This is a genomic window from Streptomyces chengmaiensis (genome assembly GCF_029846775.1).
GTDB lineage: Bacteria > Actinomycetota > Actinomycetes > Streptomycetales > Streptomycetaceae > Streptomyces > Streptomyces chengmaiensis.
On sequence record NZ_JARWBG010000040.1, the window covers coordinates 1 to 15,829 of the forward strand.

General features: G+C 71.0%; 20 protein-coding genes. 1 reads left to right on the forward strand and 19 read right to left on the reverse strand.

All coding sequences use genetic code 11. From position 1 onward, the window contains the following. Positions 1–838: pyridoxal-phosphate dependent enzyme (locus QCN29_RS26715; RefSeq protein ID WP_450170103.1), on the reverse strand; the 838-nt coding region annotated here is incomplete at its 3' end. A 194-nt stretch (positions 839–1,032) separates the two neighbouring features. Then, a complete protein-coding gene (locus QCN29_RS26720) occupies positions 1,033–1,689 on the reverse strand; it encodes a phytanoyl-CoA dioxygenase family protein (protein WP_279931340.1) in 657 nt (218 codons plus the stop codon). 176 nt (positions 1,690–1,865) lie between these two features. Here QCN29_RS26720 and QCN29_RS26725 point away from each other — a divergent pair, with 176 nt between their 5' ends. Continuing rightward, on the forward strand, positions 1,866–2,537 hold the full coding sequence (locus QCN29_RS26725; protein ID WP_318036744.1) for a TetR/AcrR family transcriptional regulator: 672 nt from the start codon (positions 1,866–1,868) through the stop codon (positions 2,535–2,537). A 142-nt stretch (positions 2,538–2,679) separates the two neighbouring features. Here the strand turns inward: QCN29_RS26725 and QCN29_RS26730 are convergent, their stop codons facing one another. The 17 genes from QCN29_RS26730 to QCN29_RS26810 all read right to left on the reverse strand — a co-directional run bounded on the left by QCN29_RS26730 (position 2,680) and on the right by QCN29_RS26810 (position 15,826). Continuing rightward, positions 2,680–3,498 (reverse strand): hypothetical protein, encoded by an 819-nt coding sequence (locus QCN29_RS26730; RefSeq protein WP_279931341.1) that lies wholly within the window; start codon positions 3,496–3,498, stop codon positions 2,680–2,682. A gap of 14 nt (positions 3,499–3,512) precedes the next feature. Next, the gene (locus tag QCN29_RS26735) at positions 3,513–3,764 is read right to left on the reverse strand and encodes a hypothetical protein (protein ID WP_279931342.1); all 252 of its coding nucleotides are present in this window, start codon (positions 3,762–3,764) and stop codon (positions 3,513–3,515) included. After that, positions 3,765–4,016 carry a hypothetical protein gene (locus tag QCN29_RS26740; protein ID WP_279931344.1) on the reverse strand — a complete coding sequence of 84 codons (252 nt, stop codon included), beginning with the start codon at positions 4,014–4,016 and terminating at the stop codon, positions 3,765–3,767. Between the two features lie 19 nt (positions 4,017–4,035). Continuing rightward, on the reverse strand, positions 4,036–5,136 hold the full coding sequence (locus QCN29_RS26745) for a peptidoglycan-binding protein (protein ID WP_279931345.1): 1,101 nt from the start codon (positions 5,134–5,136) through the stop codon (positions 4,036–4,038). Between the two features lie 75 nt (positions 5,137–5,211). Next, entirely contained in the window at positions 5,212–5,643 is a 432-nt protein-coding gene (locus QCN29_RS26750) for a hypothetical protein (RefSeq protein WP_279931346.1), read from the reverse strand. An 11-nt stretch (positions 5,644–5,654) separates the two neighbouring features. Then, positions 5,655–9,071, reverse strand: a complete 3,417-nt coding sequence (locus tag QCN29_RS26755) for a hypothetical protein (RefSeq protein ID WP_279931348.1) — start codon at positions 9,069–9,071, stop codon at positions 5,655–5,657. 2 nt (positions 9,072–9,073) lie between these two features. Further along, positions 9,074–11,197 (reverse strand): phage tail tape measure protein, encoded by a 2,124-nt coding sequence (locus tag QCN29_RS26760; protein WP_279931349.1) that lies wholly within the window; start codon positions 11,195–11,197, stop codon positions 9,074–9,076. Between the two features lie 11 nt (positions 11,198–11,208). Then, the gene (locus QCN29_RS26765) at positions 11,209–11,454 is read right to left on the reverse strand and encodes a DUF5361 domain-containing protein (RefSeq protein WP_279931350.1); all 246 of its coding nucleotides are present in this window, start codon (positions 11,452–11,454) and stop codon (positions 11,209–11,211) included. A gap of 47 nt (positions 11,455–11,501) precedes the next feature. Then, entirely contained in the window at positions 11,502–11,861 is a 360-nt protein-coding gene (locus tag QCN29_RS26770; RefSeq protein ID WP_279931351.1) for a hypothetical protein, read from the reverse strand. An 87-nt stretch (positions 11,862–11,948) separates the two neighbouring features. Then, positions 11,949–12,512, reverse strand: coding sequence for a phage tail tube protein (locus QCN29_RS26775; RefSeq protein WP_279931352.1), 564 nt, complete (start codon positions 12,510–12,512; stop codon positions 11,949–11,951). 68 nt (positions 12,513–12,580) lie between these two features. Next, on the reverse strand, positions 12,581–12,985 hold the full coding sequence (locus QCN29_RS26780) for a hypothetical protein (protein WP_279931354.1): 405 nt from the start codon (positions 12,983–12,985) through the stop codon (positions 12,581–12,583). Continuing rightward, positions 12,985–13,182, reverse strand: a complete 198-nt coding sequence (locus tag QCN29_RS26785) for a hypothetical protein (RefSeq protein ID WP_279931355.1) — start codon at positions 13,180–13,182, stop codon at positions 12,985–12,987. The genes QCN29_RS26780 and QCN29_RS26785 overlap by 1 nt, the downstream gene beginning before the upstream one ends. A gap of 16 nt (positions 13,183–13,198) precedes the next feature. Then, positions 13,199–13,498: a hypothetical protein gene (locus QCN29_RS26790; RefSeq protein WP_279931356.1), complete on the reverse strand. Its 300-nt coding sequence runs from the start codon at positions 13,496–13,498 to the stop codon at positions 13,199–13,201. 4 nt (positions 13,499–13,502) lie between these two features. Then, positions 13,503–13,886, reverse strand: coding sequence for a hypothetical protein (locus QCN29_RS26795; RefSeq protein ID WP_279931358.1), 384 nt, complete (start codon positions 13,884–13,886; stop codon positions 13,503–13,505). Then, complete coding sequence (locus QCN29_RS26800) at positions 13,883–14,503, reverse strand: hypothetical protein (protein WP_279931359.1); 621 nt, start codon at positions 14,501–14,503, stop codon at positions 13,883–13,885. Before QCN29_RS26800 ends, QCN29_RS26795 begins: the two co-directional genes overlap by 4 nt. Further along, the gene (locus tag QCN29_RS26805; RefSeq protein ID WP_279931361.1) at positions 14,481–15,065 is read right to left on the reverse strand and encodes a hypothetical protein; all 585 of its coding nucleotides are present in this window, start codon (positions 15,063–15,065) and stop codon (positions 14,481–14,483) included. The genes QCN29_RS26800 and QCN29_RS26805 overlap by 23 nt, the downstream gene beginning before the upstream one ends. Positions 15,066–15,166: 101 nt before the next feature. Beyond that, the gene (locus QCN29_RS26810; protein ID WP_279931362.1) at positions 15,167–15,826 is read right to left on the reverse strand and encodes a glycosyltransferase; all 660 of its coding nucleotides are present in this window, start codon (positions 15,824–15,826) and stop codon (positions 15,167–15,169) included. Positions 15,827–15,829: the final 3 nt, after the last annotated feature.

Genomic DNA, 15,829 nt, shown 5'->3' on the forward strand with positions numbered 1-15,829 from the left:
CGTCCGGCACGGTCACGGAGTGCACCCGGTCCTGCTGGGCTGCGTGCAGTGCCGCAGCCGAGGCGCGGCGTGCGCCGAGGGAGTCGGCCGCGACGGAGTCCGGGGTGACGTCGACGAGACGACCGGCCTCGACGGCGGCGTTCAGGGCGCGGCAGTTCTCCGGCTCGACCGCGACGGTGCGGATGCCGTGGTGCAGGGCGGCCGTGGCCACTCCGGCGAACAGGCCGCCGCCTCCGACCGCGACGACGACCGTGTCGAGCCCGGGGATCTGCCGGCGGATCTCCTCCAGGAGGGTCCCGGCTCCGGCCGCGATGAGCGGGTGGTCGTAGGCGTGGGAGGAAAGCGCCCCGCTGTCGGCGGCGAAGTCGGCGCAGGCGCTCGCGGCCTCCGCGTACTCGACGCCGACGAGGCGGACGTCCGCGCCGTACGCACGCAGCTTGGCGACCTTGACGCGCGGCGCGGTCTCGGGCAGGAACACGGTGGCCCGCACCCCCTGCTGCCGCGCGGCCCACGCACACGCCAGCCCGGCGTTCCCCCCGGACGCGATCGTCACCCCGGCCTCCGGCAGGGTGCCCGCCTCACGGTGAGCCTGAAGGAAGTTCTGCGCCCCGCGGGCCTTGAAGGACCCGGTGTGCTGCATGAACTCCAGCGCCAGCCAGANCTCGGGCAGGAACACGGTGGCCCGCACCCCCTGCTGCCGCGCGGCCCACGCACACGCCAGCCCGGCGTTCCCCCCGGACGCGATCGTCACCCCGGCCTCCGGCAGGGTGCCCGCCTCACGGTGAGCCTGAAGGAAGTTCTGCGCCCCGCGGGCCTTGAAGGACCCGGTGTGCTGCATGAACTCCAGCGCCAGCCAGACCTCGCAGGGGTCGGGGTCGCGTTCCTCGATCGGGTCGCAGAAGGCTGTGGGGATCGCCCCGGGGTCGGTGCGGGCAAGGGAGACGGGGCGGATCTGGTCCACGATGCGTTCGTGTGCAGCTTTGATGTCGGTGTAGGTGAGCTGGTGCACGGTGTGCTCCTGTGGAGGGGTGGTCAGGACCAGGCGATGAGCTGGCCCGTGGTGGTCAGGCCGAGGAAGAAGGCGAACGCGATGCGCCGCCCGACGGGTGAGGGCTCCACGGCGTGGAAGTTGGCCGGGTTGAACAGCAGGGCGTCGCCGAGTTCCGGGGTGATGCTGATGCGCTGGCAGTGTGTGACGGCCTCCGGCTGATAGCCGTAGGCGTCGCTGTGCCGCTCGTCGGCCGGCTCCCAGCGGTGCCGCCAGATGGTGGTGGCCCCTCCGCTGGCAGGGACCGCCACCCAGACGTTGAAGGCCAGCTGGGCCACGATCTCCTGGTCGAAGAGCCCGTTTGGGAACTCACGGTTGATGTCGTCGTAGTGGATCAGCGCTCCGACGTTGATCTCCCGCAGGGTGCCGCCGAACACCGGGCGTCCGCCGATGGTGGCGGGGATGACTGCCGCGCCCCATGCCGAGCCCAGGCGCGCGAGGGATACCGCGATGGGGTCCGGGCGCATCCCCGCCTGCTGCCAGGCGGCCCGGGCGGCGTCGGCGTCCGCCCAGTACCGGTCGGCGTCCAGGGTGCCGTTCTGCTGTCGGTAGTCGTTGAGAGCCGGGCCGAACCGTACAATCCGCGTCGGTACCCGGCGGGGGTCGTAGTCGGCGGTGGGAAGCCGGTCGAGTGCGGCCATGGCGGCTTCGCACGTGGCGGGGCTGAGGGATCCTGGGACGCGGGCGGCGGCGAGTGAGCCGGACGCGAGCCGGGCGAGGTGCCGCTCTGTGAATGAGGGAGCTGATGTGGCTGTGAAGAGGGGATCGAGCGTGGCGCGGAGCATGCCGCCTCCGAGTGAGGAGAGAGATACCTACCGTGGTCGATACGGTGTACCGTACGCTGACTCACATGCCTAGGCAATCCGTTCCGACAACTCCCGAACTCATCGCCGAGACCGCGCTTCTGATCGTTGATCAGCAAGGCCCCGAGGCTCTCAGCTTTCGTTCCCTGGCTGCTCGCCTTGAGATCCCGCATGCCACACTGCAGCGCCGCTGCACCGACATGGCCGGGCTGCTCGACATGTGCACCGACCACCTCGCAGGCCAGATGCCCGAAATCCCCGCGGGCACTGACTGGGCGACCGCCACCGAGTGCCGATTCCGCGCCCTCTACGACCTCCTGACAGGCCACCCCGGCCTCGTCGTGCTGCGTGGGCCCCGTCCATGGCTTGGCCCTCAGCTACTCAAACGCCTGGTGGAGCCACAGCTCGCCGACAGCCTCGCGGCAGGAATGACCCCTGAGGAAGCGATCGTCGCGTACCGGCGCATGTATCTGCTCACCCTCGGCAGCGCGAGCTTTGTGGATCACCGCGACCCGAAAGCTGCGCAATCCGTGACCCGAGCCGCCCTTGCGGCGCTCGACCCAGAGGAGTTTCCCGTTCTCAACGGGTACATCTCCACCATCATCCCGGCGGTGGTGGACCACGAGGTTTACTACGGAGCTCTTCGTCAGCTCATCCAGTCTGCGCATCCTGCAGGCTCGGACTGATGCGTCGGAAGCATGCAGGCATGACGAAAGGGCCCCCTGCGCCCGGCCGTAGCCGGTGCAGGGGGCCTGTAGCGTCAGCAGCCAGAAGACGCGGATAGATGAGGCACAGCGTAGAGGCCGGCAGTGACAGCGGCCGGGGGTGTCAGGCCAGCTTGGTGACCCGCAGCCATGAGCCCGCGAGCAGCCTGGTGGGGGTGGCCGAGGGGGTGTCCTGCGCCCACCTGAGTGTGAGCGCGCCCGCGGTCCCGCCGGTGGTGATCCGCCCGGAGGGGGTGACGATCGTGCCCGCGGGGAGGATGCCGACACTGTCCTCCGCACCGAGCCCGTTGCGGGACCGTTTCAGGGAGCCGATGTTGTTGACGTTCCCGAGGGAGATCCCGCCCGGTGTCCAGGAGCCCGTCGCGCCCGCGGGGCCGGTGAACGTCATCCGCAGGTCCCCGGCGGTGTCGCCCTCGGCGTCCAGGTAGGTGTCGAACGCATACACGCTGTTGGCCTCGACGGTGAGCGTGAGGTGGTCGTCGTCGACCACGGCGATGGACGAGGTCACCGATTGGTCCGCGGTCTTGACCGCGGTGCGGGTCTTCTCGACCACCAGCGTGTCGTGGGCGCCGCTCACCGGGTCGGTGATCAGCACGTCCGCCAGCACCACGCTCGGGGTGTCCGCGGGCAGTTCGATGTACCGGGTCCAGCCGGGTGCGTTCGTGAGCCTCGCTTCGACCGTGTATGTCCAGCCCGTGGGGCTGATGCCGGTGGCGTCCGTGGCCACCAGGACCACCGAGAACTCCCCGCCCACCAGCTCCACGGTGACCGCGCCGCCGAGGGCGTAGTCGTCCTCCGCCACGGTCACCAGATCCGGCGCAGCAAACCGCAGGCTGCCGCGGATCGGGGTGCCGTCCGGCAACGTGAGCGGCACCCCACCCGTGCCCACCGTCACGGTCTCCACACCTGCAGGGATCGCCATCAGCCCACCCCCTTTCAGCGTGCGGAGATCTCGTACAGCGTCAGCCCGATCGCTGCCAGGCCCGTGACCGCAGCCAGCGACGGCAGCGGCCAGCGGGCCCGCTTCAGCGCCTCGACTTCCTGCTTCAGCTCCTCGATGTCAGTCTCGGTCTGCGAGGTGCGCTGCAGCGCCACATCGAGGCGGCCGTTGAGCTTGGCGAAGCCGGTGTCCACTGCGCCTCGGAGCCGTTCCAGCTCCAGCGCCACCGACGGCTCCGAGGCGCTCATCTACACCCCCTTGGCCAGGGACGCCGAGTTGGTGACGTCGCGGACGCGGGCGATCAGCCCCTTCACCAGAGCGAGCGTCGCGCCCACACCTCCGGACAGGGCGGCGTACCACATGGAGGCGTCCAGCGGCTGGGTGACGACCACGCCTGCGAGGAACGCCTGCAGGAACGTGGCCAGCACGCGCTCGGCGAGGTCGCGGGCATAGGTGCCGGCGGTCTTGATGACGGTGTCCGAAGACGGGAAAGCAGCCATGAGATGTCCCTTTCTGGATTCAGGGGGTGACGTCGAAGTTGTGGCGCTGGCCGAGGCGGGTGAGGGAGTCGCGGCCGGGGATGCCGTCGGCGGCCTGGCCGGTGTAGCCGCAGCGGCGCTGCCATGCGGCGTAGGCGCGGATGGTGGCGGTGCCGAAGTGCCCGTCGGCGTAGCGGCGCGGGAGGAGGCCTTCGGCGACGAGCGCCGCCTCCACCGTCTCCACGCCGCTGTACGACACGGGGGCGCCGCTCTTGGGCGGGTCCTGGCGGGCCGCCGCGACGAGGCGGGACAGATCCACTGTCGGCCGCGCCGACGGCAGCGTGCCCAGCAGGCGGCGCAGGGAGGTCTCTCCGGGCACGCCGTCGGCATCCGCCCCCGAGTAGCCCAGGCTGCGCTGCCAGGAGGCGTAGTTCCGGGTGTCCGCGTCCGACCACACCGGGCCCGGGCCCACGCGGTAGTGCTCGCCGAGGCCCTTCGCGACCAGCGCCCGGCCGACCTGGGTGACGTGGTCGCCGCGGGCCCCGTACCCGTAGGCGAGCCCGTTGATGGTGGTCTGGTAGCGGGCCACCTGCGGCGTGGGCTCGACCTCGTCGCCGCGCCCTGCCTGCGGCTGGTCCCCGCCCGGCCGCGGCGCACCGGCCTGCACCCACGCGTACAGCGGCTCGCCCGGGCAGGCCGTCGGGTGCCCGTCGCGGTGGCCCAGGACCTCATCGCCCGCAGCGCCGTCGCGGCGCAGCCACTCGATCGCATCCCGCAGCCCGTGCAGCATCGCCTCCGGCGGCTCGGTGAGTCCGGAGCTGCCGAGCAGCGCCATCACCGCATAGTGCTGCTCATTCAGTGCTCGGGTGCCGTTCGCGCCTGACCGCTTGTGCGCCCCGCGGCCCTCGAACACGGCACCGTGCTCGCACACCACCGCGTTGTACGCGATGTCCACATAGCCCTCGCGGGTGTTGGCCAGGTGGGAGGCGCGGATACTGCGCACGTAGTCGGCGCACCGCGCGTGCTCGCGGGAGCTGTACACGGTGCCGAGGTAGTGGATTTTCACCCCGCGGGTGGAGGCGATGGAGGCGGCCGGAGACGACGCGGGCGCGCCCCACTCCGACCGGGGGACAAACTGCATGAGCCTCTCCTTCGGGCAGCAGAAAACCCCGGAGCCGTCAGCGGTCCGGGGCAGCGATATACGGGGCGGGGCGGGTCAGACGGGGTCGTAGATCGACGCGCCGTCCAGCAGCACAAACGACATGCTCGACCCGGCGGCGGACGGCACCGACACCGTCAGCGCACCGGACGTCTGGAACCCGAGGCGCGCGCCGTGGTGGCCGGTGTTCGAGGCGAAGGTCGTGAACCCGCGCTCAGCGGACACCCTGTGCCCGACGTTGAATGTGAACAGCGTGGTGGTCGTCGCCGCGGTGATGCCGGTGGTGTTGATGCGGCCCTTGAGCTCCCACAACTCTGTGCCCATCACCTTGAGTTTCCGCATCTGCGGCGAGGGTGAGCCGGCGGAGCCGTTGCCGCTGTAGCTGCCCAGCGACGCCAGATCAGTCCAGTCAAGGATCACCTCGATGAGGCGGGTGTTGAGCAGGTCAGCGGTCGCCCGCTGCCCTGCCAGGAACGGCACATACGTCACGAGACTGCCTCCTATAGGGGGATGACGACCGGATGGGCGAGCGCGACGCCTGCGCCCGCAGCGTGCGGTTTGCTAATGCCGTTGACGGAACGGGTGACCGTCATGGCCTGCCCCGTCAGATCCGTCACCCCGGACAGCACATACAGGCGGGCCTGGTTGTCGTCCGGGGCCCCGCCGGGGAAGTCGACCTGCTGGGCGCCCGCCGTCTCGACCCGCCGCGCGTAGGCGACGATGCCCGGCGCATCCGCATGCACCAGCGAGCTGCTCGCCACCAGCTGCCAGCCCTCACCATCCGGCCCCGGCGGCAGGCCCGAGCCGCTGTTGTCCCAGCCGTGCAACGCCAGCAGCCACCAACCCTCCTGCGTCCCGGCCGCGGACGTGAGCGTCACCTGCCCCGACGCCCCGTCCACGCCGTCGAGGTGCTCCTCGAGGACCGGTGTCGTGCCCGGCGCCCCCGAGGCCACGATCGAGACCGCGGCCCAGGCGTGCGACACCGTCCGCGTCGCCGTCCGCGTCCCCGTCGCCCCCGAGCCGGACAGCACCTCCGTGGCGTCGGCGAACCGCGACCATGTGCCGGCGGTCTGCGCCTGCTCCGACATGCTCCCCGGGATGGTGTAGACGTCGGAGGGGCCGTCCCACGGAATCCACGCGCACACCAGCAGATCCGCGCCCCCCGGCGCCGACACGGACGGCGCGACATGGTCCGTGGCGGCCGTGGTGGAGGCGTCCCCGTCCCCCACCATCGGCACCGCGCCCGGGGCACCCACGGCCGTCGCCCGCACGACCTCCCCGCCGACGCGCAGATCGATCGGGAAATCGGCCGGGTACGTCGCTGAGTCGACCCAGCGCGGGCCGGCCGTGGTGGCCACATACATCGTCGTATCCGACGCCGTGACCGCGGAGGCCAGCACGGGGCCGGCCGTGTCCAGCACGAAGGAATCGTCATCGACCACGGCGACGGTGTACGGGCCGGCGGGGGTGCAGTTCGCCCGCACGGTCCAGCGCGTCGGGGACAGGACCTCCGCATAGCCCTGCAGCAGCAGGTCTACGGTGTCTGTCGGGTGCTGGGGCGGCAGGTTGACGACCTGTACGCGGCTGCCGCTGTCGACGTCCAGCCACGATTCGATCAGCTGCGGCGCAATCGCCAGCTCGGCGCTGACGGTCGGGTACCGCATGCCGGGCCACGTGCCCAAGTGCACCCGCCACGCGGCCAGCCCGCGCAGCTGCTCATCGGTGGCCGCGTTGAGGCGGATTTCCTCGGGGCGCAGCCCAAGCCGGGCGACCGACGTGTCATCTACAACCCGCGCCGACGAGCCGCCCTCACGCGTCACTGTGACGTCGTTCCGCGCCCGCTGATCATCCAGGATCGGTTCGAACGGATTGGTCAACTCGTTCTCGCCCGCGTCCACCACAAGTGCCGGGGTCTGGTTGTACAGCGACTCGCGGGTGCGGTACCGCAGCCCGCTCTGTGCCCGCTGCTCGCCCAGAATGCCGCCGTCAACGTCGGCAGCTTTCTGGAGGAGTGCCAGCAGAGTTTCAGACTCCTGCGAGCCGATGCGCTCAGTGGCCCCGTCGGTGCCTGCCAGGGTTGCGGGGATGCCCTCTTCAGCGCACAAGCGCAGGATGCGGTGACCGGAGCGTTCCCCGGTCCAGCCGATCGCGGCGCGCAAAGTGTTTGAGAAGGCGGCCAAGGCATTGGCTAGGACGATGTGGCCCACCGACACGTCTTCGAGGCTGCCGCCAGGGCCGATGCGCACTTGGACGATGCGTCCTACGGTGTGCCCCGCGAGGGTGTCCGACCACACCGGGCCCGGGACCAGAGTGTTGATGTCGGCGACACCGTCGTAGTTCTCCGCAATGATGCGCCAGTCGACGTCGTTCCCGCTCTGGGTGAGTTCCAGGACGATGGACCGAAGGCTGTCGTTTGCGTTGAAGTTGACGGTGAAGGTGAGAACACTCGTCCCTTCGCCGTCGAAGGCGCCGACGGCCAGATCGCCGTCAGTCTTCAGCGTGATGGTCCATCGCCTTGCGGTGCCGGTGGTGAGCAGCTCCACGAGGACCTGGTCACTCGACACGCCGCCGGACGGGATGTGGACATACGACCGCAGCGCCGTCTCGCCGGTGACGGTGTAGGTCGGGACATCGCCGGAGAACGTGCCGGTCTTCATGACGGGGAGGTCGTCTGAGCCGAGCCATCCGCTGAAGGAGGAGAGATCGGGTTCGCCGGACACGGACATGGGGGGATGCCCGGCGATCGCGGACGCGATCTGAGTGGCACCCGAGTCGTCCTCGCACGGCCAGTAGGCGACGATGCCCGTGCGTGTGGGGTTCTCCAGTTCGCGCCGCAGCGCCGACTGCAGCGCCTGCGGCCCCTGGCCCAGGCGCCGCAGGATGCCGGATGCGGTGATCGCCACGCGGGCTTCGCCCTCGTACCCGGTGTCCTTGTCGGAGAGGTCGCCGTAGGGCCAGGTGGGGGCCCACTCGTCGACGGTGCCGAAGAAGCGGCGCTGCCACCTGGTGATCTCCGCGTCTCCGGCGAGAGTCCACGTGCGGCCCGCCGAGTCATCGAACGACGTGGTGCCGGATGTCTGAGCGGTGAAGTCCGGGGCAGCCACGATCGTGCCGTCGATGCCGTCGCGCAGCTCGAACCGGTACACCTTCCCCGATGGAGAGTTGAATACCAGGCTTGATGCGTCGCCGATCTCGACAGGGGTGGTGCTGCTGTAGATGGATGTGGCCCCGGCGGGCGTGCTGGGCGCGCCGAGCTGCGTCCAGGGCCCATCGAGGGTGGGGGCGGTGTAGTGGGTGATGACACCGGCAGACACATCCAGGGTGGAGCGCAGTGCGATCCTCCCGGACGTCGGTGCGGGCACGGGCTCCGTGGAGGAGAACTGCAGATTGCCGGCGCCGTCGCTGGACCAGCGGAAGGTCAGATCGCGGTCAACCTGCCCGTAGAGCAGCAGCCAGGACCGCTGATTCCCCGTGGTCTTGTACTTCGAGGCGAGTTCCACATCGCTTGAGGACCAGTCGTCGAGGGCGACCTCGATGCGGACGTCGATGTCGCCGGTGATGTCCAGGCTGGCGTGGTCGGGGGTGCTGGCCCGGTCCGGGCCGCCGGGCAGCGCCAGGTACGGGCGTCCGGCCTCGACTGATGCGCGGCAGGGGGTGCCCAGGAGCACGTTGGGGTAGTGCACGGAGAGGGGGTTGTCGGGGGTGTAGTTGCCGTGGGGGTTGTCCAGTTCCAGGGACATGGACGTCGGCTGCGCCTGGCCGGACTCATCCGCGCGGCCGCGGGTGATCTGGATCTGCTGCTGGTGGACGTCGTCGGAGACGTCTGCCCAGGTCCAGTCGGCGGGGTCGGAGTCCGGATCCGCGCCGAATGCCATTTCGACGCGGATCGGCAGCCTCCCCTGGGGGAAGTCGGCCATGGTCACCCCTTTCGTGGCTGGCCGAGGAGCGTCTGCACGCTGCCTTGGCCGTCGATGCGGACGGAATGGCGCAGCCACTGCAGCAGGGCGCGTGGCATGGCGGTGCCGTCGATGACGACGGTCGTGCCGGCTGCGGGTGCGGTGCGGGGCGTTTGTCCGGCGTGGCCGGGCAGCATGACCGCGGCGGCCAGCTGGGTGGAGGCGGAGACGTCGGCGGTGCCGGATTCGATGCCCTGCTGGATGCCTGCGGGGATCCAGCGGCCGATCTCGCGGGCCATCACCTTGGACGGCGAGGCGATGCCGAGGGCTTTGGCGATGGGGCCGGGGATCTTGCTGCGGGCGAAGCTGATCAGCTTGCTCTTGAGCCAGCCGCCCATGGACTTGATGCCGTTCCACAGGCCGGAGATCAGGTCCATGCCCTTGTTGTAGAGCAGGCTGCGCAGGGAGCCGATCGCCCTCAGGATGCGACCGGGGATGCCGCGGACCCAGGAGATGAAGCCGAGGACTTTGGACGCTGTGCCGGAGCGGATGCGGTCCCAGTGCTGCAGGAAGAACCGGACCAGTGGCATGCCGAGGATGAAGCCGAGGATGGCCTTGCCGACGCTCTGGATCTTGCTCCAGACCCAATCCCAGGCTTGGCCGGTCCACTTCTTGATCTTGTCCCAGTTTGCGAAGATCAGCAGGCCGAGAGCGATGATCGCGCCGATCACCCAGCCGATCGGGCCCATCGCGATGAACCACGAGGCGGCCATCCGCCCCGCCTGCACCAGCGCCCGCCCGGCCATCAGCACCCACGCCCCGGCGACCCGAGCTCCCGCGGCCGTCTGCGTACCGGCGCTGGATACAGCCGCCGCACCGGCAGTCACCCAGGCCGTCACGGTGGTCGCGGCCGCCACCGTGGCGTTGACCGCCATCAGCACCAGCGCGGGCACCAGCACACCGGCGATCGCCACCGCGATGCCCTTGACGACGTTTGGGTTGTCCCGCGCCCACGAGGCGAAGTCCTCCAGGACCGGGATGACCTTGTTCCCCAGCACCTCGACGAACGCCTGCTGCAGCCCGTTCTTGAACTCGGTCAGCCGTGCGCCGGCGTTGTCGCGCAGACCGTCGCCCAGGGCGTCGGCGGAGCCGGACGCGCCGTCCATCGAGGCGCGCGCCTTGTCGACGTTGAGGGCGAAGAGGGACGCGCCGAGGTCCTCGCCCGGGCCGCCGAAGAGCTCCTTGATGACGTTCGCCCGGGCCGTGGTGGCGGGCATTTCCCGCAGCTTGTCCAGGACGGTGCCGATGGCGTTCTCCGCGCGAGTGCCGCCCGCGGCCACGTCTGCGCCGATCTCCTTCCCGGACAGGCCCAGGTCCTTGAACGCGTCCTGGACCGCCTCGCTGTCCTCGGTGGCCTTGAGAGAGAACTCCTTGACCGCGTCGGCGATCTTGTCCGTGTCGCGGGCCCCGGCCTGCAGCCCCTGACGGATCAGGCCCATCGCGGTCTGGCCGCTGACGCCGACGGTCTTGAAGATCGTGCCGTACTCGGTGATCGTGTCCAGGGCGTCGTCGGCGCGGGCGTCGGTGCCGGACAGCCCTGCGGCCACCAGGTCGAGCGCGGCCTTGGCGTCGGGGGCCATGCCGTTCTTCATCAGCTGCCCGACAGCAGCAGCTGTCTGGCCGAGCTCGAGGTCGAAGGTAGACGCCAGGTCGGCGACGTTGGTCGCGATGCTGTTGATCTGGGCGTTCGTCGCGTCCGGCGGCAGCAGCCCGGCCGCCATCGTGGCGCGGACCGCGTCGGCGGCTTCCTGGAAGTTCGCCGTCACCCCGGCGGCGAACAGCTGCCCGGCGATCTGCCCGTACCGCTTCGCCTCGGATGTGGTCGCGCCGAGCTGCGCGCCCATCTTCGCCGTGATGCGGCCCTGGTCGAGCGCCTCGCCGATCCCGCCGACCAGCGCCGCACCCGCCAGCAGCCCGGCGCCGAGCAGCGCGGTCTTGAACGCGTCGCCGAACCGGCCGCCTGCCTCCTGGCCCGCAGCGGCCGCGGGCTGGGCGGTGGCGTCGTTCAGCGCCCTGCTGGCCTCCGGCCCGAACCCCCGCATCGACGGGACGAGGCGTACGAACGCGACGCCGACCTCTTCAGCCACGGCGACCCCTCCTATGCGGTTGTGGGAGCGGGGCCGAGCCCGGCCAGGAGCTGCTGTACCTGTGCAGGCTGCAGATCGGTGCGGCCGGTGCGCTTGCCCGGCCGGCGCGCCAGCGGGCTGAGCGGCTTGGGCCGGTTGCGGCCCTTGGTTCCGTCTTTGGAGCGCTGCCAGTTCGCCTGCCGCAACTCGTCCACAGCCAGATACAGCAGGTGCTGCTCACGGGTGTGGCCGTCGCCGCCGAACACCTGGGCCGTCACGCTTGCAGGGTCGTGCCGCAGCGCCTCATGCAGGGCCGAGATGCGCCCTACCGTGAGCGCGTCGACCTCCTGCGGCGAGCCGCGGAGGATGAGGTCGACTGCGAGCGCCTCGCGGGCTCGCGTCGACGCGGCGACCGCGAGGCCGCTTTTCCCGGCTGGCCCCCGTGCTCCACCCACGCGCGGGAGAGTTCGGCCTGCACGCCGACGGGCATCTCGTCGATGGCGTCCATGGTGTCGGGGTCGGCGATTTCCTCGAGGACGGACTCGTCGCCCTGGCGGAAGCGGCGGGCCTGTTCGCCGGTGAGGGTGTTGACGTTGGGCAGTTCGTACTCGTCGCCGTCGAGGCCGATGAACACGAACGGTTCGGTGTTCTGCGTGTCTGCGATCTTGCGGGCGTCGAAGGCCATGCGCGGATCTCCTTGACGGTGGTGCGCGGACGGCTGGGGCGCCTCGGGGGCACTCCGCGCGAGATGCCCCCGAGGCGGTCTGTTGGCTCAGGACCCGATGTCCTCGCCCCACGCCGAGCTGTTGGAGAACTTCTGCATGAGGTTGCCGTTGTCATCCGGGTAGGCGGTGATCGTCACCGGGTACATGACGGCGTCGCCGGACTGGTACGGCACCTCGCCGCGTTCGGTCAGCTCGCCGTTGCCGATGTAGATGCGGATGATGTCGGAGCCGTCGACGACGTTCAGTACGAACGAGCGAGGGTCGCTGGTGGCGGGCTTGACGTCGATCTTCCACTCGGTGAGGTTCGCCTCCACCTGCGAGCCCGGGTAGAACAGCTCCAGGTTCGAGCCGCGGGTCTGGATCAGCGAGCAGGCGAGCGTCAGCGTCGACTCGGTGCGGGCGGCCCGCACGGTGGTGGCGTTCTGCCAGGCAATGATGTTGTCAACGCTGTCGTCCCAGTTCTCGGTCACGCCGTCCTCGGACACGTAGCCGTGCCCGACGAACGCGGCGTCCAGGGCAGAGCTGGCGTCGGTGGGGGCGGTGGTGCCGCGGGGGGCCGAGAACAGCTCCCCGGTGATCGCTACGCGGACTTCTGCGGCGTCCAGGGCCATGGTGATCTCCTCACGGTGAAAGCACAGGGGTCACCCGGGCGCGCGGACATCACCGGGAGAACAAGGGGTCAGGGGCTGGGCGGTGCGGGGCTGATGACGTCCTCAGCCCGCAGGTCGAGCTGGTAGGTCGCCCACGCCCGCGGGCTGTTGGTCACCGGATCGTCGGCCAGGCGGGGCGCTAGGAACTCCTGCACCCGGTAGCAGACCGGCCCCAGCAGCGTGGTGCCCGCCAGCTTCCAGACTTCGGAGCGCACCGTCAGGGCCAGGGCCATGGCATCGGCGTCGGTGGGCGCCCACGTCCAGATGTCGAGGCGGGCGCTGTCACGCACCGGCGGCGCGGCCGATCCGCCCACTCGGCGAACCTGGATGAGCTGCTGAGGGCGCGGGTCGGGGACGCGGGAGACTACCGCGACCGGGGCGTGCAGCGGGGTGATGTAGGCGATGAGCAGGGCGTTGGCGTCGGGGAAGGACATCAGATGCCCTCGATCTCGATCGGCCCGCAGATGGTGTGCACGGGGATCCACACCACCCGGGCAGGGGAGGTTTTGACGATGAGGCAGCCCTCGGCCATGCGGGGCGCGTCGATGGCCTCGGTCCAGTCGCTCCAGCCTGCCCACTGCTTCCAGCGGACGCGGAACTTGGCGTCCGGCCCGCCCGGCCCGTTCTGCATACGCCCCCTCCTTTGGCTACTCGGCGGCCGCGCTCATCGCGCCGCGGAAGTACGCGTGCTCCTGCTCGACGCGCAGTGACCCGGGATGCACGGCGATCGCGGTCGCGCCGGCGCGGGTGCGGCCGATGTAGGAGTCGGCGACCATCCGCACCGGCTCCGGGGCGTGTGAGTCGGCGAGGGCCTGCTCGAAGTACGGCCCGGCCCAGTCGACGATCGCCTGGGCGCGGCGCTGAAGGTCCGCCCGGACGCCGTCGGACTTCAGGAGCTTGTCGGCCCCGCGGGAGCTGATCTGGAAACGCTCAACGGCGCGCGCCATGCCATCACCCGTCCACGATCTTGAGGGTCAGTTCCGTGTGATGCGGCCCGCTCGACCCGGCCGTAGCCATCGCGAGCGGGTTGTAGAAGGGGCCCGGAGGCCCGTCCAGTTCGAAGACCAGCAGGCCGGTCGGGCCGGTCCACTCGATGCGCGCACGGCGGTCGACCGGACTGTGGTTGGTGACCATCAGCCACCGCTGCTGCAGCGGGTCCGCTCCCTGGGCGGTGACCTGGATGCGCTGGTCCTGCTGCATCCACGCCGCCACGCTCACGCGCGTGGCGGCCGGCCCGTAGTCGTAGACGGTGTTGCCGTAGGAGTCGGTCGTCGTCGCCGGGGTGACGACGGTGACGGCGTGCGGCAGCAGCCGCCCCGGAACGGCCGGCGTCATCCCGCCGCCACCTGGATCGTGCCCGCACGGCGCGGGCCCCAGCGGGCGAGCGCCTTCTCGTCCGCCGCCGTCATCACCACCGTCGCCCCCGCGGCGCCGGAGCCCTGCTGGAGCTGGTAGTTGTACGAGCCGATCCGCTCGGCCACCATCCCGGCCGTCATCGACGGGGACAGCAGCGTACGCAGCACCATGGCGCACACCACCGCCACCACCCCCGGCGGCACGTCTGCGTCCCCGTGGTCGTAGGTCACTCGGTAGGTGTTCGGCCACGGAGACGCCCCCGGTGCGGGCGGTGTGGTCCAGGTGGCCTGCGTCAGGTCGACCTTGTCCCGTCCGTCCCACGTCCAGCCCGACAGCGCCGCGGTGGAGGTGCCGTCGCCCAGCACGGCCTCCACCGCGGTGACTGCGGTCACCGGGCGCTGCGGCAGCCGCAGCAGCGCCCCGACCGGCCGCAGCACGATCACGTCGCCCGCCACGGTCGTGAATTCCTGCCGGGTGAAGTCCCGCACCAGCGCACTGGCGTCGGCCAGCAGCGCCGCGGCGCGGGCCTGCTCGTCCTCGGTCAGGACCCGGCCCAGCCGGGCCACCAGATCCTCAACGTCCGCCAGATCCGGCATCGGTCACCTCCTTGGGCATCTCGTCGAGCAGCGTCCGCATCGCCTGCGGGTCGGCCCGCGCGGCGTGGTAGCGCTGCCACAGCGCCCTGCTCGCCTGGGAGCCCCATCGGCGGCTGGTGCGCACCTGCGGCGGATGCCACAGGTGCCACAGCCGAGCGCGGCCGCGCCAGGGTCTGCCGGCCAGGCAGAGAAGCGCGAGGGCCCATGCCTCGTCCTCCTGCCCCCAACCGGCGAACCGGGCATCCAGCGGGACGTCTTCGTACGTGGCGCGCGGCAGGACGGCGATGCCGCCTCCGGCGAAGCCTGTGTACGGGCGCTGCACCGTGGGCCCGTCCAGCGGTCCGCCGCCCAGCACGGCCGTGGTGGCTGCTTCGGTGAGCCGGTGCACCTGGCCGTGCGGGATCGCCCACGGCGCGCCGTCCTCCACGGCCTTGACGGCCTGGGGCACGCCGTCGCACCACACATCCGCATCGGCCACCACCAGCACATCGCCGACAGCCTGCGGCAGGGCGGCCGAGACGGCTGCGGCCTTGCACCACGGCCCCGGCGGGGCCTTGGCCACAAGGGGCGTGTGACCGCTGGCGCGCCACCGCCCCGCCACCCACTCAAGGGCCGCCTCTCGGTGAGGGCAGCCGCCCCGCCACGGAATGACCACCGACACGCTCACGGCTCCCACCCCCTGCACAGCCTGCGCCACTGCGAGCGGGCCGCGGCCCTGTCCGCCGCCGACATCGACCGCGAGTACGACCCGTTGTGCTGCCGGTAGACCGCCCCTGCCCGCCTCGTGGGCGCGAACCGGGCCCCCAGGTGAGCCAGGCCCACCCAGAACGCGCTGTCGATCCAGTCGTTCGCTGTGATCCACGGCCGCCGTTGCCACAAGACTCGGCGGAACGGCGCGCAGGAGTAGCAGCCCTGCCGGCCCCGCAGCACCTGCCGCGCCGACACCTGGGGGAAGAGGTGCTCGCGGCCCTCGCGCCACATGCCCATCGCCACCACGTCCGCCCGGTCCGCCAACGCAGCGGTGTCGGCCAGGGCGTGCGGCAGCAGCACATCGTCCGCGTCCAGGTGCATCACCCACGGCACGGGGGTGGCCGCCACTGCCGCGTTTCTCGCCGCGCCCATGCCCTGGTAGGGGGCGGTGACGATCTGCCAGTCCAGGCCGGACGCGGCCAGCGCCGCCCGGGCCGGCGCGAGGTCCTCGGCGCCCGCGTCGAGGATCGTGACCGCGGCCGGCGGGTGGGTCTGTGCGGCGACCGAGCGCACCCAGTCGGGAAGGTAGGCGCTGTAGGGGCCCCACACGGTGGTGACGACGCCGATGTCCACCGG